The 21,918-nt window shown below is 65.1% G+C and carries 19 protein-coding genes; 8 read left to right on the top strand and 11 right to left on the bottom strand.

Translation table 11 applies throughout. The features are described from left to right. Window positions 1-2: 2 nt before the first annotated feature. The 4 genes from LC407_RS13990 to LC407_RS13975 all read right to left on the bottom strand — a co-directional run bounded on the left by LC407_RS13990 (window position 3) and on the right by LC407_RS13975 (window position 3,334). Window positions 3-776, bottom strand: a complete 774-nt coding sequence (locus tag LC407_RS13990; RefSeq protein WP_223483040.1) for a class I SAM-dependent methyltransferase — start codon at window positions 774-776, stop codon at window positions 3-5. After that, window positions 766-1,611 carry a hypothetical protein gene (locus LC407_RS13985; RefSeq protein WP_223483039.1) on the bottom strand — a complete coding sequence of 282 codons (846 nt, stop codon included), beginning with the start codon at window positions 1,609-1,611 and terminating at the stop codon, window positions 766-768. The genes LC407_RS13990 and LC407_RS13985 overlap by 11 nt, the downstream gene beginning before the upstream one ends. Continuing rightward, window positions 1,608-2,855 (bottom strand): hypothetical protein, encoded by a 1,248-nt coding sequence (locus LC407_RS13980; protein ID WP_223483038.1) that lies wholly within the window; start codon window positions 2,853-2,855, stop codon window positions 1,608-1,610. The genes LC407_RS13985 and LC407_RS13980 overlap by 4 nt, the downstream gene beginning before the upstream one ends. 170 nt (window positions 2,856-3,025) lie before the next feature. Then, window positions 3,026-3,334, bottom strand: a complete 309-nt coding sequence (locus LC407_RS13975) for a hypothetical protein (RefSeq protein WP_059065428.1) — start codon at window positions 3,332-3,334, stop codon at window positions 3,026-3,028. 447 nt (window positions 3,335-3,781) lie between these two features. On the opposite strand from LC407_RS13975, the gene LC407_RS13970 reads away from it, so the two are divergent. From LC407_RS13970 to LC407_RS13955, 4 genes are all read left to right on the top strand, one after another. Continuing rightward, window positions 3,782-4,132 (top strand): helix-turn-helix transcriptional regulator, encoded by a 351-nt coding sequence (locus LC407_RS13970; RefSeq protein WP_025874546.1) that lies wholly within the window; start codon window positions 3,782-3,784, stop codon window positions 4,130-4,132. A gap of 129 nt (window positions 4,133-4,261) precedes the next feature. After that, window positions 4,262-5,767, top strand: coding sequence for a YifB family Mg chelatase-like AAA ATPase (locus LC407_RS13965; protein WP_223483037.1), 1,506 nt, complete (start codon window positions 4,262-4,264; stop codon window positions 5,765-5,767). Between the two features lie 183 nt (window positions 5,768-5,950). Then, on the top strand, window positions 5,951-6,319 hold the full coding sequence (locus tag LC407_RS13960) for a hypothetical protein (RefSeq protein ID WP_025874544.1): 369 nt from the start codon (window positions 5,951-5,953) through the stop codon (window positions 6,317-6,319). A 36-nt stretch (window positions 6,320-6,355) separates the two neighbouring features. Further along, entirely contained in the window at window positions 6,356-10,702 is a 4,347-nt protein-coding gene (locus LC407_RS13955; RefSeq protein ID WP_223483036.1) for an AAA domain-containing protein, read from the top strand. On the opposite strand, the gene LC407_RS13950 is transcribed toward LC407_RS13955, so the two are convergent. From LC407_RS13950 to LC407_RS13940, 3 genes are all read right to left on the bottom strand, one after another. Further along, a complete protein-coding gene (locus tag LC407_RS13950; protein WP_223483035.1) occupies window positions 10,699-11,001 on the bottom strand; it encodes a hypothetical protein in 303 nt (100 codons plus the stop codon). The two genes, LC407_RS13955 and LC407_RS13950, sit on opposite strands and share 4 nt — an antisense overlap. A 642-nt stretch (window positions 11,002-11,643) precedes the next feature. After that, on the bottom strand, window positions 11,644-13,959 hold the full coding sequence (locus LC407_RS13945; protein ID WP_223483034.1) for a TonB-dependent receptor: 2,316 nt from the start codon (window positions 13,957-13,959) through the stop codon (window positions 11,644-11,646). A 127-nt stretch (window positions 13,960-14,086) separates the two neighbouring features. Continuing rightward, complete coding sequence (locus LC407_RS13940; RefSeq protein ID WP_223483033.1) at window positions 14,087-14,380, bottom strand: hypothetical protein; 294 nt, start codon at window positions 14,378-14,380, stop codon at window positions 14,087-14,089. A gap of 45 nt (window positions 14,381-14,425) precedes the next feature. Between LC407_RS13940 and LC407_RS13935 the strand changes: the two genes are divergently transcribed. Next, window positions 14,426-14,908, top strand: coding sequence for a hypothetical protein (locus LC407_RS13935; RefSeq protein WP_032976916.1), 483 nt, complete (start codon window positions 14,426-14,428; stop codon window positions 14,906-14,908). Window positions 14,909-14,968: 60 nt separating this feature from the next. On the opposite strand, the gene yidA is transcribed toward LC407_RS13935, so the two are convergent. Beyond that, the gene (gene yidA, locus LC407_RS13930) at window positions 14,969-15,802 is read right to left on the bottom strand and encodes a sugar-phosphatase (RefSeq protein WP_059065441.1); all 834 of its coding nucleotides are present in this window, start codon (window positions 15,800-15,802) and stop codon (window positions 14,969-14,971) included. A 172-nt stretch (window positions 15,803-15,974) separates the two neighbouring features. Between yidA and LC407_RS13925 the strand changes: the two genes are divergently transcribed. After that, window positions 15,975-16,637: an exopolysaccharide biosynthesis protein gene (locus LC407_RS13925; protein ID WP_025877405.1), complete on the top strand. Its 663-nt coding sequence runs from the start codon at window positions 15,975-15,977 to the stop codon at window positions 16,635-16,637. Window positions 16,638-16,687: 50 nt separating this feature from the next. Here LC407_RS13925 and LC407_RS13920 read toward each other — a convergent pair whose 3' ends face one another. The 3 genes from LC407_RS13920 to LC407_RS13910 form a co-directional block, all read right to left on the bottom strand. After that, window positions 16,688-17,998, bottom strand: a complete 1,311-nt coding sequence (locus LC407_RS13920) for a sorbosone dehydrogenase family protein (RefSeq protein ID WP_025877406.1) — start codon at window positions 17,996-17,998, stop codon at window positions 16,688-16,690. Beyond that, window positions 17,991-18,431, bottom strand: coding sequence for a DUF2231 domain-containing protein (locus LC407_RS13915; protein ID WP_223483032.1), 441 nt, complete (start codon window positions 18,429-18,431; stop codon window positions 17,991-17,993). Before LC407_RS13915 ends, LC407_RS13920 begins: the two co-directional genes overlap by 8 nt. A 414-nt stretch (window positions 18,432-18,845) precedes the next feature. After that, window positions 18,846-19,271: a hypothetical protein gene (locus LC407_RS13910; RefSeq protein ID WP_223483031.1), complete on the bottom strand. Its 426-nt coding sequence runs from the start codon at window positions 19,269-19,271 to the stop codon at window positions 18,846-18,848. Window positions 19,272-19,549: 278 nt separating this feature from the next. Between LC407_RS13910 and LC407_RS13905 the strand changes: the two genes are divergently transcribed. Both LC407_RS13905 and LC407_RS13900 read left to right on the top strand, forming a co-directional pair. Beyond that, on the top strand, window positions 19,550-21,316 hold the full coding sequence (locus LC407_RS13905) for a S8 family serine peptidase (RefSeq protein ID WP_025877415.1): 1,767 nt from the start codon (window positions 19,550-19,552) through the stop codon (window positions 21,314-21,316). Further along, window positions 21,316-21,894: a hypothetical protein gene (locus LC407_RS13900; protein WP_025877417.1), complete on the top strand. Its 579-nt coding sequence runs from the start codon at window positions 21,316-21,318 to the stop codon at window positions 21,892-21,894. Before LC407_RS13905 ends, LC407_RS13900 begins: the two co-directional genes overlap by 1 nt. Window positions 21,895-21,918: the final 24 nt, after the last annotated feature.

Below are 21,918 nucleotides of genomic sequence, written 5' to 3'. Positions count from 1 at the left end.
CTCTAATGCAGGAAGGTGGCCGCAGTCGGAATCACGTCCACCGGTTCAATCGAGATCCACGCCGTGCTGTTCTGCGCCCTATCGCAGGCTTCCAGCAGATGCATCAGCCGGAAGCGCGAGCGTTGGACCATACGCAGCAGCGCGTCAATGTCCTGCTCGCTGCGATCCTTGATGAACGCCCTGGGTATCTTATTCTGATTCAGGGCGTCCACAACGGCCTCCAGGGTCAGGTAACCAAGCCGCTGGGTAGAGGCACTGTCGATGAAGATCGAGGCGCTTTCCGCCATGCGCGGCAGAAACGCCGCCAGCAAGGCCTGGATGCTGTCCTGGGAGTGATTGAAGTCGGAGAAGACCATGTCTATTCCGCCGTCAAAGGCGGGGGCCTGGGCAATCTCGGCAAAGCCGATCTCCTGCCAGTTGGCGACAACGTGATTCTCGACCCCGGCCCACTGGAATACGTGCTGCAGGAAAGCGGGATAGTCCTGCCCCATCTCCCGCAGTGAATCGGCAAGCGGCCCCTGCAGGCCGTCCACAAACCTGATGCCTGGCTCGCTGGAGAAGTGCGAGCCATTGTCGTAGGTGTGAATGACACCGCTGCCGTTCTCCCGCAGCGCACCGGCCATCCAGGCTGCAGTGACGCCAAAGCCGGTACCCAGTTCAACCACGATGCGTGGGCGCATCCGCTTGACCAGGCTGTACAGCAGTACGCACAGATCCTCGCTTCCGTAGACCCAGCCCATGGACTCGCGCAGCGAGCTCAGCTTCTCAAGCAGCATTCACACCTCCGGCGTTGCCGGCAAGCAACCACGCATCCAACGCATCCTGCACTGCCGCGTCGGCGGCGACGGAACGAAGGTAAGGCGAGAATGCATGGAAGGTGACCGCCTCGTCCGTCACGTACAGGAGCATCTCTCCCGCTTCGGATCGGAAGGCCTGTGCGGCCGCTCGCGTCAGCTGCTCGCACACACCACCATCGACCTCAACGCGTTCACGGGGAAAGTGGATTCCGTTGTAGTCCCGCCCAAGGAACCACGCAACCACAGGGACGCCCTTCGGCCTGGAAACGTGGAACTGGTGTCTGCGGCGCTCTTCATCATCAAGCTGCCGTTCCTGCCGCCAGTCAAAAAGTGACCATACCGACTTCTGCATGGGGTCTTCGATGCGGGACAGGTCTGGTTCTTCGTAGCCAAAACTGTAGGCGAAGTCAGGCGTGTTCGCGTCTGGAAGAGCGCGTTCGAGTTCAAACCACTGCACGTTCAACGGAGCCAGGCACCGGGACACACCGCGCGTGCCCGTGTCGTGACAGAGGCTCACCCCCAGCGCCAGAAGCGGCTGCAGGCGGATATGGAACCAGCGGGCGTCCACTCCGCGCTCGGCCAGAAACTGTTCGATCTGCGTTCCTGCCAGTGAGAAGACCCGGTTCACCACATTGGCTCCGCGGAACAGATGCTCGAGATGCGCACCTGGGCTCAAGCGGAGTACTTCGGGCCAGGGTTGGCGTTCCATTACCGGGATCAGTTCATCAATGTGCATGGCAGGGACACCCGTAGCCATGGCCCGCAGGGCGACCGGGTCAAGGTGATCCGCATGGATGACGACCGTTCTGCTCATTGCTGCCACTCCCCGTAGCGATACTGACGCTTCATCTCGGCCTGCATCTGATCGATCATCTGCCCGACCTCGCCATTGATGGCGTCCTTGGTCATCAACCGACCGCTCAGATCCTGCTCGATCAGGAAGCCGGCGGCGCAGACGGCCAACCTGCGCTGGACGTGGCGCTTGGCGGCTTCACCCAGGCCCGGAGAGATCTCAAGATGACGCTTGAGCAGGCGATGACACACGTAATAGACGAAGACCGCGTGGATGTAGGAGGAGTTGGGAATGGGATTGCCGGACCACGGAGACACGACACGGTGCTGGTAGTCATTGGCAACGAAGAACCCGTTGGCAAGCTCCCACGCGGCCAGATAGTTGTGCGTGCTTTCATGCATGATGCTCTCCATGCACGCCTCAACCAGAAGCTCAGGGTTATGCGTGTTCAGCAGCCGAATGGAACCCGGCTGCCTCGGCACATGCTCGGAGCCGTAGCGGCCGGCTTCGTCGGACGTGACTTCTGCCGACTTGCGTACGGTGATCCGCCGGACGAAGTTGCGGATGAGAAGGCCGTACATGGGTTCTGACCGATCAATCGCCGCCAGCGCCTCTGCCAGCTTTCGCGAGACATGCTCACGCTCCGCATCGGTCAGCGGCAGGCACGGTTGGCTCAGCACTCCAGAGCGTGGCTCATGGTGCCGCGCCGGTGGGCTCTCAAGATCCAACGCGATACAGTCACCCAGCTTCGGCAACTGCCGAAGGGTCCACACGCCCGTGGCATCCTTTTCCGCAACGCAGTCTCCAACCGGACTGTAGAGCTGCCACTGCCGCGCCTCCCTCAGGTACCTGCCGGTCCGTCCCTGTGCCAGTTCGGCGATCGACTTCTCCCGAGCGATGATGTCGTGCAGCGCGCCAAGCGCGCGGGCCTGTTCCTCTGCCCTCTCCTGCTCGTCGGCTCCGGCCTCCAGCCTGCCCTTCCGCGCGGACTCCAGGCACAGATACTGCTCGCAGAACTCGGAACTCAGCAGTACGCGAGCCTGGCGATCGGCACTGATTGACTGGTACATCTGGTGCATGGCACGAGCCATGGCCCCGTACTGCTGGTCGGCAAGCACTTCCTGAAGTCGCGCTCTCATCCTGCGGAGTCTTGACCAGAGGATGCCCTCGACGACCGGCTCCATGCTTTCTGTTGTATCTGCGATTTCCATCAGGCAGATCGGGTTCTTTACATCTGGCGGCTGCGCCTGGGCCATCGAACTCATTCTCCTACTCCATGTGGTGATCGCCGTCCTCGCCACTTGCTCCTGGCCGCTCTTATCCACCCTTCAAATCCACTTTGAGGCCCAATATAAAAAACCACCTCCGGCCTCCATAGGCTCTGCATGACAGTGATTCACGTGCAAGGGGCGGAGAGATTCCCGCCCCTCTCTCTTCAGACGTCGAATCGGGAATCCGCGGCGATGCGCGAGGCAAATGCCATCTGCTTGCTCGCCGTGTCATGATGGTGATGGGATCCGAAAGAATCGGAGTGATGGTGCCCATCTGCGAGAAGCGCAGATTTTTCGTCTCTGAACTCACTGATGCTCAGAGACTGCATATCCGCCTGGATGGACGTCGACGCCGCAATGTCATTGGCGAAAGTTCCGTTCGATGCAGCAGCAGAAGCCGAACCTGCGGCCGCGACACCCGCAATGATCAGCGTGAGGGACGAGAGAGTCTTCACAGCAGTGCGTTGGGTCATTTTTCTTTACTCCATGTAATGGTGGGCATTTGATCTTCTGAGCTGCGAACGTGATCAGCGTTGTGGCTCAACTTGATTCAACGGCCCGCCGGCATCCAGCTGCAACCTCGCTGCTGTGCCGCGCACAGCTTCCGCCGCGCTTGGGCGGTTGCGCCCCAGCTTTCACTACGTGCAGAGGGCAACCATCACGGGGCGAGTGCTTGCATTTGCACTTGCGTGTTGGCCCTGAAAGGACGTCACTGTCGCTAACGTCTTGGCCAAGGATAGGGAGGACGCGGCGTTCATCCCGCATCGCCACGTGTCAGAAGCAGCCTCCTCAGCGCATTCAAGAAGAGATTCATGCGAGAACCGACATATGTAGAACTGCTACAGAATTGACGATCTGTATTGGCGCTCACACACTTCCCCGCACACCCTGTGCAAGGCAGCATAGGAAGGGGAGTATTCATGGAGTTCCGCACTGATTCACTGTCCGCCCGGATCCGCGTTGCGCGTATCAGCAACGGGCTATCTCAAACCGATCTCGCCAAAGCCCTGAACGTAAACCGGGCGACGGTGGGCCACTGGGAACGCGAACTAGGCTTCGTGCCGTCCATCGACCATCTGCATGCGCTGAGCAGGGTCACGTGCGTGAGCGTATCTTGGCTGATTACGGGGGACACCATCGCCGACGGTGGGAAGCCAGAAGGTATGCGCCTGCAAATGGAAGCCCACATGTTGACGGCATCGCGCAACCTTCCGATCTCCCTCCTCGACAACATTGTTGAGTTGATGAGGTCTGCCGAACGCCATATCTGACGTCGTCCCGACGACTGAACCACACGTAGTGGCTGGCCGGACAAATCCTATATACCCCGCCGGAGTACTCCGATGGTGATCGGCGCACCACCGCCGCACCATCAAGCGCCCCTCCGCAGGAAACCACACATGAGCCTGGCGCTGGTCCACAGCCGTGCGCGCGCCGGGGTCGACGCCCCGCTGGTGCGCATCGAAGTACATCTCTCTGGTGGCCTGCCCGTCACCCAGATCGTCGGCCTGGCCGAGACCAGCGTGCGCGAGTCGCGCGAGCGCGTGCGTGCCGCCATGCTCTGTGCGCGCTTCGACTTTCCGCAGCGGCGCATCACCTTGAACCTCGCGCCCGCCGACCTGCCCAAGGAAGGAGGCCGGTATGACCTGGCGATTGCCTTGGGCATCCTCGCTGCCAGTGGCCAGGTCGATCCGCAGTCGCTGCTGCAGTATGAATTCCTTGGCGAGCTGGGCTTGACCGGTGAGCTGCGCCCGGTGTCCGGTGCGCTGCCCGCCGCCATTGCCGCCGCCGAAGCGGGGCGAATCCTGATCGTGCCGCCAGGCAACGCTGCCGAAGCCGCCCTCGCCCAGCACGCCGATGTGCGCGTTGCACGTACCCTGCTGGAATGCTGCGCCGGGCTTGGCAATCCACGCCTGCTGCCACAGGTGGAACGCGTGGACACCACACCGCTACCATTGCCGGATCTGGCCGACGTACGCGGGCAGGCGCTCGCACGCCGAGCGTTGGAGGTGGCCGCCGCCGGTGGCCATCATCTGTTGCTGATCGGCAGCCCCGGCTGCGGCAAGACCCTGCTGGCCTCGCGCCTGCCCAGCCTGTTGCCGGATTCCGAAGAGATCGATGCCCTGCAGTTGGCGGCCATCACCTCGGTCAGCGGCGAAGGGCTGGACCCGAAGCGTTGGCGACAGCGGCCGTTCCGCGCGCCGCACCACAGTGCGAGCGCTGCGGCTTTGGTGGGGGGCGGTAATCCACCCTGCCCCGGCGAAATCTCGCTGGCGCACCACGGCGTGCTGTTCCTGGATGAACTGCCGGAGTGGAACCGCAGTGCGCTGGAAACCCTGCGCGAGCCACTGGAGTCGGGCCACATCCGCATCTCCCGCGCAGCGCGCAGCGTGGTCTACCCGGCACGCTTCCAACTGGTGGCGGCGATGAACCCGTGTCCCTGTGGCTGGGCCGGCGACCGCAGCAACCGTTGCCTGTGCAGCGACGAGCGCATCACCCGCTACCGCGCGCGGGTATCGGGCCCGTTGCTGGACCGCATCGACCTGCACATCAACGTGAGCCGCATGGATGCGGTGGAGCTGCGCGAGAGCACGCCGCTGGGTGAGCCCAGCGCCAGCGTGCGTTCGCGGGTGGAAGCGGCACATGCGCGGCAGCAGTCGCGCGGTGGCCTCAACGCGCACCTGCCGCCTGCTGCGCTGCGTGCGTGCACGCGCTTGAGCGAAGCGGACCAGGACCTGCTGGAGCAGGCCATCGAGCGCCTTCAGCTGTCGGCGCGGGCGATGCATCGCATCCTACGCGTGGCACGCACCATTGCCGATCTGACCGAAAGCGAGACCATCCAGACCGCGCACCTGGCCGAGGCCATTGGCTACCGGCAGCTGGACCGGGGCAAGCCAGGTGCATAGCACTCTGTTGCATGCACGAAGGAATCAGATTCATCTGATATCTGCCATGCCACCTGCGCCCTGACCATTTCCGCGAGCCCATACACAAGGAGACGCGGTTTGCTCAGGATGCTCATCATGGGCGGGCAGGAGGCCGCCCGTCAGCGGATATCACGGACGATAGGACGGCGCGGCCTGATCCGCATGGAATCGATCTACAGCGTGGACGGCGGCCTGTCGGTGCTGGAGTGGCGCAACTACGACCTGGTGGGAACGTTCCTGGCGGCCGGCCTCGGTACGCGCCTGCAGGAATCGTTCGTGCTGCGCGATGCGAAGGTGCAGCTGGTGCTGTTCGGCATGGGGCTGAGCGAGGAAGTCGCCAGTATCCGCCTGCGCCTGCGCGCGCAGGGTCTGCCGTCGCCGATTCTGGTCCGGACCGACTTCGACAGCTACGACGAGTCGCTGTTCTGGCGATCGCTGACGTCGCACATGATCCTGCCGTCGGTACTGGAGGGCACCGGCCCCCTCCCCGCCGTGGGCGACGCGTGCGACCATGCAGGGCCCAGTCCCTAGCGGAGCCTGTCTTGCCAGGTGCCCGCCCAGCCATACATGAGCACTCCCCAGCCGCCGCACCTGCCGACCTCCGATGCGTCCACCCCGCTGACACCTGCGGCAACCGGCGGCGGCGGGCCTCTGGGTGAAACGAAGATGCGCGAAATCGCGGTGCGGATCTCGCAGTACTTCCGCGATTTCCTTGAATCGGATTTCAAGCGTGCGCAGGCACCGCGGCGCCGCATCGTGCTTACCAGCGATTCCGGCTTCCGCGCGGGCATGCGCACCGCGCCGTATCCGGCGTTGGACAAGGAGCTGTGGAAGCTGCTCAGCCGGCCCTCCGGCGAGGAGCTTTCGTTCACCATCGGCCCGCGCAGCTATACCCGGCCGATCAGCGCGACGCTGCGCCGCATCGTCGAAGAACAAGTGAACGCCATCACCGAGACCGCCATCGCCACGGTGCGCGTGGCCGTGCTGGACAAGGCGCGCGCCAGCATGGCCGGTGCACTGGAAGACCCGGAAGCCTGGGTGGAATCGGTGCAGGGCACCCTGGTGGATGCGATGTGCGTGCAGGTGGTGCGGCCGCTGATCGCGCATCTGGCCGGCCCACTGCAGGGCCAGGCGTACTGGGTGATGGATTCGCTGCACGCGGCTGAATCGGACCTGGTCACCCGTGCCGTTGTCGATCTGTACCAGACCCTGCCGGAGGTGCTGGCGCGCTTGCTGGCCACCGGTGACGAGCTGCCGCTGCAGCAGGCCTGCGAGCATCAGCTGACGCGCGACGGCACGATCAGCGCGCTGATGGCCTTCTTCGAGAACTTCGTGGCGGCCGACGCCTTCCATGAGTTCCGCGACCTGGAAACCTATGTCGCCACCGGCGATGGCCTGCAGCTGTATCTCTACGTGGGCACGCTCAAGTACGCGGGCGTGCAGTACCCGGTGTTCTACCTGCCGCTGGACGTGGTGCGGGCCAAGGATGGGTCGGGCTACACCCTGACCCTCAGCAACCGGCTGTTCGCCAACCGCCGCGCGATCGACTTCGTGCTGCAGGAACTGGCCGTAGGCATGGCCCGCGAGTGGGTGTCGCCGATCCAGGAGCGCATCCAGTACCTCGACCCGGCGCAGAGCTTGTTCGAAGTGGCGGCGTCGCTGTTCCGGCAGGTGGCCAACGCGGTGGATCTGGGCGGCGAAGTCTCGCTTTCCTCGTCTGCCAGCGAGGCGTCCACCGCCACCGTGGCGCTGTCGCCTGCCCTGCACCTGGCTGCGTTCGAGCGCGCGGACGAGGCGCTGCTGAATGATTTCGAGGAGATCATCGACCAGGCCCGCAATGGTGGGTCGAAGCTGGTGGATCTGTTCCACGGCATGGTGGAAGGCGTGCTGATGCGCAACCCCGAACCCATCGGGGAACGGGTGGAATCGGCCTGGGATGCGCTGCCGCTGGTGGAGCGCATGGTGTTCGATTCGCCCATTCCGTTGAACGAGGAGCAGCGCAAGATCCTGCTGGCCGTGCGCGAGCCGCAGGGGCGGATCGTGGTGGTCGAAGGCCCGCCCGGCACCGGCAAGTCGCACACCATCACCGCCATCGCCGCCGACTGCGCCTTCAACAAGAAGAGCTGCCTGGTGCTGTCGGACAAGACCGAAGCGCTGGACGTGGTGTACGACAAGCTGTCCGATGCGATGAGCCGGGTTCGCCATGATCGCGATTTCCCCAACCCGATCCTGCGGCTCGGCCAGCAGGCGGCCAACTTCAAGCGCCTGACCTCCACCGGCACCATCAGCCAGATCTCGGCCTTCGCCAAGGCCATGAAGGCCAACCAGCCCGCACTAGAAAGCGAGCGCCAGGACACGGCGCAGACACTGCGGCAGGCCATCTCCAACACCGTGCAGACGCTGGGGCGTGTATCGCTTGCTGCAGTGAAGACCATGCACGAGCAGGAAGCGGCGCTGGGCGAGCGCGCCCCCGCGGTGCTGCAGCAGGTGCACGCGGTGATGGATGCCAACGTGCTATCCGAGCTGGAAGCGGTGACCGCGCAGGCGGACGCACTGGAAGCCTATCTTGCCGACCTGTTCGGCAGCACCGACTACACGCCGGCCTCACTGGACGAACGTATCCGCCGCGATGCGGTGACCACCGCCTTTCTTGCCGACCGACCGGTTGACGGCTGGGCGCTGTTCGAGTCGTTGGATGCCGAGAAGATACGGCTGCTGGGCACGCTGTTGCTGCAGTACCAGCAGCTGAAGATGCCGCTGCTGGGCTATCTGCTGCGCGGCAATGCGGTGCGCGGGCTGGAGCTTCAGCTCAACCAGCTCGGCACCACCCGCCCGCTGCTGCTCAAGCAGGATGCAGCCGCCCTGCAGGACATCGTGCAGGGCGCAAACGCGCTGCGCATGAAGCTGGAGGCCGAAGGCCTGGGCACGCAGCTGCCGGCCAGCTATCGGCAGATCGCCCACGGCGCCGCGCCGGGCCCGGGTGCGGCGGTTGCACGGCAGGCGATGACCCTGCTGGCGCGGCTCAATCCGGCCATCGTCGAGGCCCTGCTGGCCGAGCCGAAGGACGATCCCGCACTGTGGGCGCTGACCCTGCGCTTCCTGCAGGGCTGGATGGCCACGCGCAAGGCCTTCGTCGACGCGCCGCAGTACGACTATGTGGGCACCAAGACCAAGCTGGAGCGCCTGAACACCTCGGTGATGAATGCCCATGTGGATGGGCGCCTGATCAGCTTCATGGATCATCACCGCGCCGATGCGCGGGCATTGGCGGGCGTGATCGCCAACCGGCAGAAATTCCCGGTGGACAAGTTCGAGAGCGTGCGCGAGTCGTTCCCGGTGATGATCGCCAGCATCCGCGAGTTCGGCGAATACATGCCGCTGGCACCGGACCTGTTCGACGTGCTGGTGATCGACGAAGGCTCGCAGGTCTCGGTGGCGCAGGCGCTGCCGGCGCTGCTGCGCGCGCGCAAGGTGGTCGTACTGGGCGATTCCAAGCAGTTCTCCAACGTCAAGGCCGCCAACGCCAGCATCGCGCTGAACGACAAGTACCGCTCGGACCTGGTCAACTACTTCCGCACCAACGTCAGCCAGCAGGCCGACGTGCTGGAACGGTTGGCCATGTTCGATGTGAAGCGCTCGGTGCTGGAGTTCTGCTCGCTCTCGGCCTCGTACTCGGTGATGCTGCGCAAGCATTTCCGCAGCTATGCGGAACTGATCGGGTTTTCGTCCTCCACCTTCTACAACCACCAGCTGCAGGCACTGAAGATCCGCAGCCGGCCGCTGCAGGAAGTGATCCGCTTCAGCCAGGTCGATGCCAGCGGGCACCGCACCAGCCGCAGCACCAACGACGCCGAAGCGGCCTTCATCGCCGAGCGCCTGGTGGAACTGCTGGATACGGATGCGCCGCCCACGGTCGGCATCATCACCCCGTTCCGCGAGCAGCAGACGCTGTTGTCCAAGACGCTGTTCAACCATCCGCGCGGCCGCGAGTTCGAAGAGCGGCTTCGCCTGAAGGTGATGACGGTCGACTCCTGCCAGGGTGAGGAACGCGGGCTGATCTTCTATTCGATGGTGGCGACTGCCGGCCAGGATGCGCTGAACTACATCTTCCCGGTCAGCCTGAGCGGCGCGGTGGATGCGGTGGAAGACAAGCTGAAAGTGCAGCGCCTGAATGTCGGCTTCTCCCGTGCGCAGGAGGCGATCTGGTTCGTCCATTCGATGCCGGTGGATGCGTTCCGCGGCGCGATTGGCCATGCGCTGCGTTACTACGCCAGCCAGCTGGACCGTCCCGCGCCCGACGCCGCGCAGACCGATGCGCGCAGCCCGATGGAATCGAAGGTACTGCAGTGGCTGCAGCAGACGCCGTTCGTGCTTGCCCATGGCGATGCGGTCGAGATCATTCCGCAGTTCCCGGTGGGCGACTACCTGCGCCAGCTCGACCCGACCTATCAGCACCCGGCGTGGCGGGTGGACTTCCTGGTGACCGTGCAGACCGTGCGCGGCGCGCTGCAGATCGTGATCGAGTACGACGGCTTCGAATTCCATTTCCGCCGCGACAAGCCGGTGCATGTGGGCAACCACGAGCGCTATCTGGTGGAGGCCGACGTCGAGCGCCAGCTGACCCTGGAAAGCTACGGCTACCGCTTCCTGCGCATCAACCGGTTCAACCTCGGCAGCGACCCGGTGCAGACACTGTCCGACCGGCTCTATCGCCTGATTGAAGTGGCCGGCACGGAGATCCGCTCGGCAGCGGTCGATCAGGTGATCGAGCAGGTGCAGGGGCTGGAATCGAAGGAGAAGAAAGTCTGCAGCCGCTGTGGGCAGATCCGCAGCCAGGAAGAGTTCTTCGACCCTGACCTGCGCGCCGGTGCCGGCGGGGTGGGACGGATCTGCATGCCCTGCAAGGCGGGCTAGGCGGTGCTGCCGGGTGCCAGCGTGCGCACGGCCACCGCCGCCAGCCTGCGGCTGACCAGCCCGTAGAGCTCTTCCAGTTCGGCCGCGCGCGCGTCGGTCATGTTGGTACCGAACAGTACCCGCGACAGCGCCGCCTTGTGGGTGTCGGCGGGATAGCGCGCCCGCGCCCGGTACACGGCCTGCAGCACCAGCCAGGCCAGGCGGAACTCGCCTCCGGGCAGGGGGCGGACTACGCGGTCATAGACCTGCCAGAACTGGTATTCGGCCTCCAGGTCGACCGCCGGTGCTGCGAACGGCACCGGACGCGCACGTCCATGGGCGCGCCTGCGAACCGGAGGGAAACGGGGGTTGTGCTGTGCCATGCGTACAGGATGACCCAGCAACATTGTGGGAACCTTGCGTTGGTGCCGGAATATCAGTGCTGATTGTGCAAAGTGCGGCGGATGGCCCGCTTGGGTGGAGCGATTCCGCCGGGCATGGCCCGGCGCTACCGGATTGCGTGCGGCGAAGGGCCACGCTTGGGTAGATGCCCACCTTGGTTGGCAAGGCGCGTCGGCGCCGGAGCGATTCCGCCGGGCATGGCCCGGCGCTACCGGATTGCGTGCGGCGAAGGGCCACGCTTGGGTAGATGCCAACCTTGGTTGGCAAGGCGCGTCGGCGCCGGAGGGATTTCGCCGGGCATGGCCCGGCGCTACCGGATTGCGTGCGGCGAAGGGCCACGCTTGGGTAGATGCCAACCTTGGTTGGCAAGGCGCGTCGGCGCCGGAGCGATTCCGCCGGGCATGGCCCGGCGCTACCGGATTGCGTGCGGCGAAGGGCCACGCTTGGGTAGATGCCAACCTTGGTTGGCAAGGCGCGTCGGCGCCGGAGGGATTTCGCCGGGCATGGCCCGGCGCTACCCAGCCTGCCGCGAAGTGCATCCACGCGTGGCGTGGATCTACTTAGAAGGTTATCGAGGTGCTGAACATCACCTGCCGGGGGGCGCTGCGCTGCAGGGTCTGGTAGTCGCCCGAGAACGACGAGCCGGCGATGGTGGCGGTGCCGATGTTGTTGCGGTTGAACAGGTTGCTCACGTCCAGCCGCAGCTCCAGCCCCGGCAGCAGGCTGTCCGGGCCCAGGGTGTAGGCCGTGTACGCGTTGACCTGCCAGAACGTCGGCACGCGGATGTCGTTTTCATAGGTGAAGGGCTGGCGCAGGTATGAGGTGCTGGTGGCACCGAAACGCCAGTCGCCGAAGTGCGCGGACAGGTCGCTGACCAGCGACAGCTGCGGGTAGCCCGGCTGCGCGTTGCCCTTGATCGGGTACACGGTATCGCCCACCACGAAATCGCTGTCGTAGTACGAGCGCGCCAGCGCGATGCCCTGGTAGAACTGCAGGTGGTCGGTCAGGTCGGCGGTGATGCCGAGATCGGCGCCGATCACGTGCATCTTCGGCATCAAGCGCACCGTGTTGATCTGCGCGAATTGTGTGCCGATGGCCGCCGACAGCAGGCGGTTGCGGATGTCGTTGTAGAACACATCACCGGTCACGGTCAGGCGGTCGAAGCGGTGGCTGGCGCCCACGGTCAGGTTCCAGTTCTTCTCTGGGCGCAGGGTGCCGGCCACGCGGTCGAACTCTTTCTGGTCACTGATGGTCCAGGCCGACGCGGTGTAGCCGATGTTGCCGCGCTGGGCCACGCGATAGCCGTTCATGGTGTTGACCAGGTCGATGAAGGCATCGGTCCGCTCGGTCGGGCTCCAATACAGCGACACGTGCGGCAGGAAGTTGCTCTTGGCGCGCAGCGTGCCGGACACCGGCCGCTCCGCTGCTTCGCCGATACCGCCACCGGTGGTGGTGAAGTCCACGGCCTTGAAGCCCAGCCCCAGCACCAGCGTGTCGGTGACGGCGTAATTGTCATGCAGGTAGAACTGCCTCGAGCGGGTCACCCAGCTGGATGCGTTGTCGGTCTGGAACGCCGGCCCGTACACATCGAACGGCCCGGTCGCCTTGAGTGGTTTGCCCTGCCCCAGCAGCGGCTGCTGGTACCACTCGGTCTTTGCGGCCGCCTTGCTCTTCTCCTGCCAGAAACCGGCGGTGAGGGTGTGCGCACCGGTCTCGAACTGCAGATTGAACATGCCACCGAGGCGATTGAGGTGCGGCGTCTGCACCTGTTCGGAGAAAGGCGCGCCGTTGGGCGAGGGCACGGTCGGGTCGGTCAAGGTGGCCTGGGTGTGGCTGTTGGCGTTGTACAGCTGCACGTTGCCGCTGAGCGCGGGCGTGATCTGGAAGCGATGGTTGATCGACGCGACGCGGTCGCGGGTCACCTGGCCGGTGTCGTAGGGAATCAGCTCGGACAGCTCGCCGCAGGTGTAGGCGCCGCAGGACGTGTCGGCGTTCTCCGGCGAGGCCACGTAGTACGCCCATGCATAGTCCGGATAGAAGCTGTCGGCCTTCCAGCCCAGCTTGCGGATCATGTCGAAGGAGATGTTGTTGTAGCCCCACACCGCGGCCTTGCTGTCGGACAGGAACACGGTGAAGTCACCCCACGCCACATCCTGCTGCGCCTTCAGGTCACCGCGCAGGAACTTCTGGGTGCCGGCGCCCTGGTACTTGTCGGCCGACACGCGCTGCAGGTCGACCAGCAGCTTCGGGCCGTGTTCGCCCAGCTGGCCGCTCTGGCCCGAGACCATGGTGACCCGCGTGTTGTTGCTGCCCACGCCCTGCTTGATGCGCAGGCTGGGGGTGTCCTGCAGGTCGCGCAGGCGGTACTCGAGGCTGCCGCCATTGACGCTGCTGGAGAACACGCTGACCGGTGCACCGCCCGGGCTGACCGTGATCGAACCGATGCCATCGGGCACACCGACGTTGACCACGCTGGTGCCGGTAAGCGAGAGGAAGCCGTTGTCGTTCAGCGGCACGCCTTCGAAGGTGATGCCCATTTCATTCATGCGGAAACCGCGCACGAACAGGCTGGTGGCGGAAATATCCAGCCCCAGCCCGTCGGTGGCGGTGTAGCTGGCACCCGGCACGTTCTTCAGCATCGACAGGCCGTTGTTGCCCGAGACCATCGCATCCAGGTCGGTGGCGTTGATGACGTAGCGGTTCGGGCCCACGACCTGGGTGGAGGCAACGGCCGCGCCGCGTGGGGTGGCGATGACCTGCAGCGCATTCAAGGTGGTGGGGGTGTCGTGCGCGGCGTCGGTGGATTCGGCAGCGTGCAGCGGTGCAACGAGGGCGATGCCGATTGCCAGGGCAAGAAGCGTAGGTGGAGTGTTCATGGCCAGATTCCAAGGTGCAGGGAGAAGAGGACGCAGGCGCACGCCCAGCGCGATGCAGCGCCGGATGGCGATGCAGTGGCTGGTGACGCGATTGCGTTGAAGGCGGGAACGGCGCAGCGCGCGCCGGTCAGCGGCAGACGAAGACGATCAGCTGCCGAACGATTCGATGGCGTGATTTCGACGTGCGGAAGTGTTGCATCGGACCGCCACATCCGCCATTGCACCGTGGGAAAGCGCGGCTATACGCAGGTATCGCTTTCGATGCCGCGCTATCACCTGCACGTTGCAGCGTGATGTCTGTGCGCTCGGTCAGCCTTTCGACCACTCGTGCCTGGCTCGACTTGCGCCGCCCTGGATGCTGAATGATCATGTCGACGGCGGCCGCGCGGATATCTGCGATGCCTTCCGCACGCACTGCCATGCAAGGCTCCGACGCGTTAACTCGACACTTCAAAGGACGAACGTCATGTTGAATGGATTGAAACCGCTCGCCGCAACTGCACTTTGCCTGCTCGGCCTGTCTGCCTTCGCCGAAAATGCCGCCGCTGCGCAATGGGTCGACAGCGGCCGCACTGCGTACTTCAAGCAAAGCCCCTTCTCCAGCGCATGGGAACACACCTGCACGACCGGCGGCACGCCGATCCAGGACTTCCCGGGCACCTGCGCCAACGATCCGTTCAGCGGTTGGACGACCAACTACAATGCCGCCAGCGCATCGGCCAACAACCAGCTCAATGCCTGCCACTTCGACTCGCAGAAGCTCGGCTCGGCCTGCTACGGCCTGGCGTATGCGATCAATGGGCAGGTCTACGCTGGCGGCCTGCCTGCCAGCTGCAACGTCGGTGCCCGTGCGGTGGTTGTTTCGACCCGCATGGAAACGATCGAGATCCAGAACCATGAGCTCGATGTAGAGAGCGTCCAGTCGGGCAACGAGTACGTCTGCCAGTAAAACCGTTGGTGGGACGCCGCCACCGTGCGTGGCGGCGTCCTTCTTCGTATTGCCGGCTTCTTACTGCAGCACGAAGCGCTCGATCGCCCTGGCCACGCCTTCATCGGCGTTGGTGGCGGTCTCGAAGCGCGCCACGGCCTTTACCGCATCGATGGCATTGCCCATCGCCACGCTGGTGCCGGCGTACTGCAGCATGGTGAGGTCGTTCTCCTGGTCGCCGATGGCCATCACGTTGGCGCGGTCGATGCCCAGGTGCTCGGCCAGCTTCTGCAGGCTGGGCCCCTTACCGGCGCGGTGGTCGAACACTTCCAGGAAGAACGGCGCGCTCTTCAGCACCGCGAAACGCTCGGTCAGCGCGGCCGGCAGGCGCGCGATGGCGGCGTCCAGCACGTCCGGTTCGTCGATCATCATCAGCTTGATGAAGGACATGCCAGGGTCCATGTCGGCCACGCGGCGGTACGACAGTGGCATGCGCGAAAGATGCGAGTCGGCCACGGTGTAGATGCTGATGTCCTGGTTGGGCGTGTACATGCGCTGCGCGTCCAGTGCCTGGAAGTGCACGCCGATCTCGCGGGCGACCTGTTCGCAGTACACGAAATCGTCGAAGCTGAGCGGATACTCGACCACGGTTTCGCGCGGGCCGATGCGCTGCACCAGGCCGCCGTTGCAGGCGATGCAGTAGTCATCGTCGCCATCGATGCCAAGCTCATGCAGGAACGGCGCCAGCCCGGGAACCGGGCGGCCACTGGTCAGCACGATGTGCACGCCCAGCGCGCGCGCCTGGGCGATGGCCTGCTTCACGCGCGCGGTGAGCTTGTGGGCGGGATCCAGCAGGGTGCCATCCATATCGATGGCGACCAGTTCGATGGTCGATTGCCTGCGACCCATGTCCATCATCTTCAACCAGTGCGGGGGACGCCCATTTTAGGCCAGGCCGCCTGGCAACGCCGGCCTCATGCATCGTTCACCTCTGCGCGGCGCTGGCCGGGGATACTCGTGGGGCCTGTGCGTCCCCCACCGCAGGACGGCCCTATCGACCGCCCTTCCCTGGACACTCTTTCGACGCATGACCTACCAAGCGCCCGACGCCACTGACACCGCCCCTCTCGCCCAGCAGATTGAAGACCTGATCGACGGCCTGCCCGGCGACCATATCCGCGTCGGCACGCTGCTGCATGCGCTGGGCGACGAAGGCCTGATGCTGGTGGTGATCCTGCTGTCGGCGATCTTCCTGATTCCGGTATCGATTCCCGGGCTGAGCACGGTGTTCGGTGCGTCCATCCTGCTGATCGGCCTGAGCCGCGTACGCGACCGTCCGTTGTGGGTGCCGCAGCGATTGGCCGACAAGCAGATCGCCACCGACAAGCTGAAAGCCAACCTGGGCCGTGCCCTGAAATGGGTGCATCGGATGGAGCGGTTGTCCCGGCCGATGCGGCTGGCAGCGATGGTGCGCTCGAAGAAGATGATGCGGTTGAACAACCTGGCGCTGGTGTTCGCCACGATCCTGCTGATGCTGCCGGCCGGGCCGATTCCCTTCAGCAACACGCTGCCGGCGCTGGCGCTGATGTCCTTCGCCATCGGCTTCATCCAGCGCGATGGCGCAGCGGTGGCAGCCGGCTACGGCTTCGTGGTGGCGTCGGTGGTGTACTTCGGTGTGTTGCTGGGCGGCGTGGGCTTTGCGGCCGAATCGGTGTTCAGTGGCTTCCGCAGCGGGTCATCGGCGCTGTAGAGCCGAGCATGGGCTCGGCTCTACAGCACGGGTGATGCGCGGGCAGCCGGCTACTTCGCCGACACCCGCCACACCACGTCGCCCACATCGTCGGCGACCAGCAGCGCGCCCTCCGCATCGATGGCCATGCCCACCGGCGCGCCCATCAGCGTCTTCTCGTCCTTGGACGCGAACCCGCTCACCACCGCTTCCGGTCGGCCGGCCGGCTTGCCGTCCTTGAACGGCACGTACACCACTTCGTAGCCGCTCAGGGGCGAACGGTCCCAGCTGCCGTGCTCGCCGATGAAGGCACCGCCGTGGTACTTCGCCGGCAGTGCCTGGCCGGTGTAGAACAGCAGGCCCAGCGGTGCCACGTGCGAGCCGATGGCGAAGTCCGGGCGGATTGCCTTGGCCACCAGGTCCGGCCGCTGCGGCTGCACGCGCTCGTCCACATGCTGGCCGTAGTAGCTGTAGGGCCAGCCGTAAAAGCCGTGCTCCTGCACCGAGGTGAGGTAATCGGGCACCAGGTCGGCACCGATCTCGTCGCGTTCGTTTACCACCGCCCACAGCTTGCCGGTGCTCGGCTCCCAGTCCAGGCCGGTGGGGTTGCGCAGGCCCGAGGCGTAGATGCGGCTGCCGCTGGTGGCCACGTCCACTTCCAGCACCACCGCGCGGCGGTACTCGACGGCCAGGCCGTTCTCGGTGATGTTGCTGTTGGAGCCCACGCCCACGTACAGCTTGCTGCCATCGCGGCTGGCCAGCAGTTCCTTGGTCCAGTGGTGGTTGATGGTGCTGGGCAGGTCGGTGAACTCGCTGCCCTTGTCGGACATGCGGGTTTCGCCCGGCACGTAGTGGTATTTCATGATGTTGCCGGTGTTGGCCACATACAGCGTGTCACCGATCAGCTGGATGCCGAACGGCGAGTGCAGGTTTTCGATGTACACGTGCTGGGTCCAGGTGCCGGTGCCCGGCGCGCGCCGCAGCAACGTGACCCGGTTGCCGCCCTTGCCGGCCTTGCCCGAGCGCGCCTTCACCTTGCCGGCGATCCACTGCTTGGGCGTGGTGACCGGCTCTTCGCCGGGACCGTTGCCTTCCACTACCAGCACATCACCATTGGGCAGCGACAGCAGCCGGCGCGGGTGCTGCAGGTTGGCGGCGATGCGTTCGATCTTCAGGCCGTCGGCCACCGACGGTGCCTGTCCTTCGGCCCAGCCCACGCCCTTGGGCACCTGCATCGGCGGCAACAGGTAGTTCTCGGGTTTGGGCAACGGCGGTTGCGCGCCGGACTGGTCGGCCGGGTGGTATTCGGCCTTGCCGGCACAGGCGACCAACGCCAGGGACAACGAGAACACGCCCACGGCGGGCAGAATGCGCTTAGCCATGACGGGCTCCTTGCAGCACCGGTTGCTGCAGCGAAAGCACGATGAAGCCAAGCGCGATCAGTGCCACCGTCAGCGCGGAGAGGATGGTGCCCGGCACGGCCGCCGCATAGGCGTCGCGGCTGTGCACGAAGGCGTTCCAGACGGCCAGCACGATGGCGACCAGGTTGAGCAGGAAATCGAGGCGGTCGGTGCCGGTGGCGGTGCCGTTGCGGCCCCAGACCGCGAACAGGTTGATCAGCCGCGGCAGGATGGCGATCAGCAGGCCGAAGGTGATCAGCCACGCCGCCGACTTGCCCCACATCACTTCAGCGGTGTTGAGGTAGAGGATGTCGAAAATGAGGCCGGCCACGAAGAAGCCGAACGGTATCGGATTCAACAGGCTGAAGAGTGTTGTGCCGAGGCCGCGATTGGCCTGGGCGACGGGGTTGACCATGGTCGTGCTCCGTTCGGGGAAGGGGTGCACGGGCTGTAGTAGCACAGGGGGGCGGGAGGGGGTGCGATGATCTGGGCATCGGATGGCCTCGACGCTATGGCGATGCCCAATGCGAAGTCCGCACGACGTGGCCAGTGCCATCCAGCTCCACCGACCACGCCTCGATATGGGGCAGGAATGGATTTTCGTACCACAGCCGTTCCACGCAGGTGCCACTGCATGGGGTGCTGGCATAGCGGGAAAACCGTTGTCCACGCGGCTCTGTGACATCGGGTGCGCCCAGCGCATCGATGACCGCCTCTCGACGGTCCCCGGGCTGCAGGGAAGCGATGCCGCGCTCGGCCAGGATGGAAGTAGCCGAGCATCCCCCCACGTAAAACACGGCTGCCATCGCCAACAGCCACGCCAGGTTCTTCACGTCTGCGCCGCCGCATCCAGCTCCATGGCAGCGTCCCGTATCTCATGGAATGGCAGCATGGTCTCGAAGCCGAATTCGTGTTCCATGCTGATGCGGACCAGGCCGCCAATGGCGAACCAGCTGGTATTGGCGTGCACATCGATGCCATGCCAACCGCCCCCTGCCAGCAGATCCAGCGTCTGCGCCCGGGGCATCTTTGTGCTTTCCTCCCGCAGCAGCGCGCGGCGGTGCCGTTTCATCAGCAGGCGCAGCTGCTTCACCGTGGTGATGTTGAATGCGGTGAGCTCCGGCAGCAGCTCGGCGATGTCGGCGTCGGTCCAGTAATCGTGGCGACGGTGATACATCGACAGCACCACCTTGCGGATGGTGGCCACGGTGAGTGGGGCCAGATCGGCGCGGGCGCGGGCATTGGGGCGTTTCATCCGGTGTCCTCCGGGGAGCCTGGGCATGGTGGCATGGCGGTGGGGTTCCGGTGCGGGTGGATTGTGCCAACCAAGGTTGGCACCTACCGGGGCACCGACCAGAGCGGCGCAGTCGTCATTCCAAAGCGGCATGAGTGTTTGTGACGTATTTGGCACATCCGCACATCGGCTGCGTGAAGAGGTAGGGGGTTGTTCGTTGTGTCGCGTTTGGCTCGTTGCGATGGGGCAGATCCGCCCCGCCGTCCTGCCATGCCGATTCACAACAGAAGGATTCGTGTATGAAGCGACACACGCAACGCTCCGCGCCACCGCGCTCTGCGCGCCTGGCCCTGGCCACTGCCCTGGTACTCGGCAGCCTGGCCGTTACCGCCCAGGCGCAACAGGCCGACCCACTGGCGGGTATCCAGTGGCATCTGCTCAATACCGGGCAGACGGTGCCGGCCGATACGCTGCCGGTGGCCGGCAACGATCTCAACGTCGATGGCCTGTTCCGCAATGGCATCCGTGGCCAGGGCGTGGTGATCGGCATCGTCGATGACGGCCTGCAGATCGCCCACCCGGACCTGGCCGCGAACGTGGCGGCGGTAGCGGGCAAGAACTTCGCCAACGGCTCCAACAATCCCACGCCGTCCAATCCCGATGCCGACAACCACGGCACGATGGTGGGCGGCATCGCCGGTGCGGTGGGCGCCAACAACCTGGGCGTGCGTGGCGTGGCCCCGGCGGCAACGCTGAAGGGCTTCAACGTGCTGGCCTCCAATGCGCAGGGCAACCAGCAGAGCAACATCGAATACGCCTGGTGGGATGGCGCCGAGTCGGCCGATGTGCAGGTGTTCAATAACAGCTGGGGCGCTGGCCCGGGCAACCCCAACCTGCCCGTGGCCTACAGCCAGAACACGGTGAGTTCATATGAGCAGGCACTGTCGGGCACGCGCGGTGGCCGCGGCGGCATCTACGTGAAGTCGGCCGGCAACAACTTCAACAACGCCTCGATCAGCCAGACCCAGGACGTCTGCACCACCGATACCAAGAACCGCAACACCGGCTGTGTGCCGGCCGGCCGCGATCCACGCAACAATCTGTTCAACGTGATCACCGTGGGTGCAGTGCGCGCCGATGGCGTGCGTTCGTCGTACTCGTCCACCGGTTCGGCACTGTGGGTGTCGGCCTTTGGTGGCGAGTACGGCCTGCAGGCGCAGTACGCCCCGAACCTGGTGGCACGTGCGTACGATCCGGCCATCGTCACCACCGACGTGACCGGCTGCACGCAGGGCAGCAACAAGAACACCAACCGCCAGAACACGCTGGACAGCAACCTGTCGGCGATCGACAGCACCTGCAACTACACCGCGAAGATGAACGGTACGTCGGCGTCGGCGCCGATGGTGTCGGGCGTGGCGGCGCTGGTGCTGGAGGCCAACCCGAACCTGTCCTACCGCGATGTAAAGTACATCCTCGCCACCACGGCCACCCGCAACCATCCGAACCAGCCGGCGGTGACGCTGGCCGACGGCCGCACGCTGGTGCCGGGCTGGACGGTGAATGCAGCCAACCGCGCTTACAGCAACTGGTACGGCTTCGGTGTGGTCAACGCGGCGCGCGCCGTGCAGGTCGCCGAGAACTTCCAGTCGTTGGGCCCACTGCTGGATACGGGTTGGCGCACCACCACGCGCACGGTGGCCATCGGCAACACCTCCGCCGCCGCCGCGCGGTTGACCTTCCAGCTGGCCAATGGCGCACGCAACATCGAGTCGGTGCAGCTGGGCTTCCGGGTGAACCACAGCAATACCCGCCAGCTGCAGTTCGTGCTTGTTTCGCCCAGTGGTACGCGCAGCGTGGTGCAGCCGGCCTTCACCGCCATCGGGTCGGGTACCAATGGCGTGCAGCGCAACTTCACCAACTGGGATCTGCTGTCCAGCAATGCCTTCCTGGATGAAAGTGCCACCGGCACCTGGACGCTGGAAGTGACCGACATGGGGCAGGCCGCGAATGCTGCATCGCGCGGCAACCTCGAATTCTTCAAGATCCGCGTTCTGGGGCACTGATGATGAAAACGACCATTCTGTTGAGCACGCTCGCCTTCGCGGCGATGACCTCCCCTGCCTGGGCACAGAGCTCGGGGCAGACCCCACCGGCACGGAGCCTGTCCACCGTGGATGCACAGGAACTGAAAGCTTCGGCCACCGGCCGTTCGTTCGACGTGGGCGGCACGCGTTTCCAGCTGTCCCCGTCGACCACGGTGCAGCAGGCTGCGGGCGGCCAGTTCCGGATCACGCCGCAGGCAGCGGCTACCACCAGTTCGCGCAGCAAGCGTTCGCTGGATGGCGCGGCAGCAGCTGGCGCTGATGCCGGCGCCGGCAAGTTCGCCGCTGCGGTGTCCAACGATGGTGCGCCGGTGGTGGCGACCTCGCGGGTGAAGGTGTTCTTTACCGATGCGGCATCTGCACAGCGCGCGGCGAAGGCCACTGGCGGCACCGTGGTGAAGGTGTCCAAGGCTGCCGGTCTGGCCATCGTCGAGTACCCGTCGGTGAACGCGGCGCTGGATGCGAGCACCCGGCTGCTGTCGACTGCGGGCGTGCGCGCGGCCGAGCCGGACGTGGTGCAGTGGGAAGAGAAGAAGTGATCTAGGGCGTTGCGTGGTGCCCCC

This window comes from Stenotrophomonas sp. OVS01A (assembly GCF_019969775.1).
Classification (GTDB): domain Bacteria; phylum Pseudomonadota; class Gammaproteobacteria; order Xanthomonadales; family Xanthomonadaceae; genus Stenotrophomonas; species Stenotrophomonas indicatrix.
This window is presented reverse-complemented; position numbering and strand designations above follow the sequence as displayed.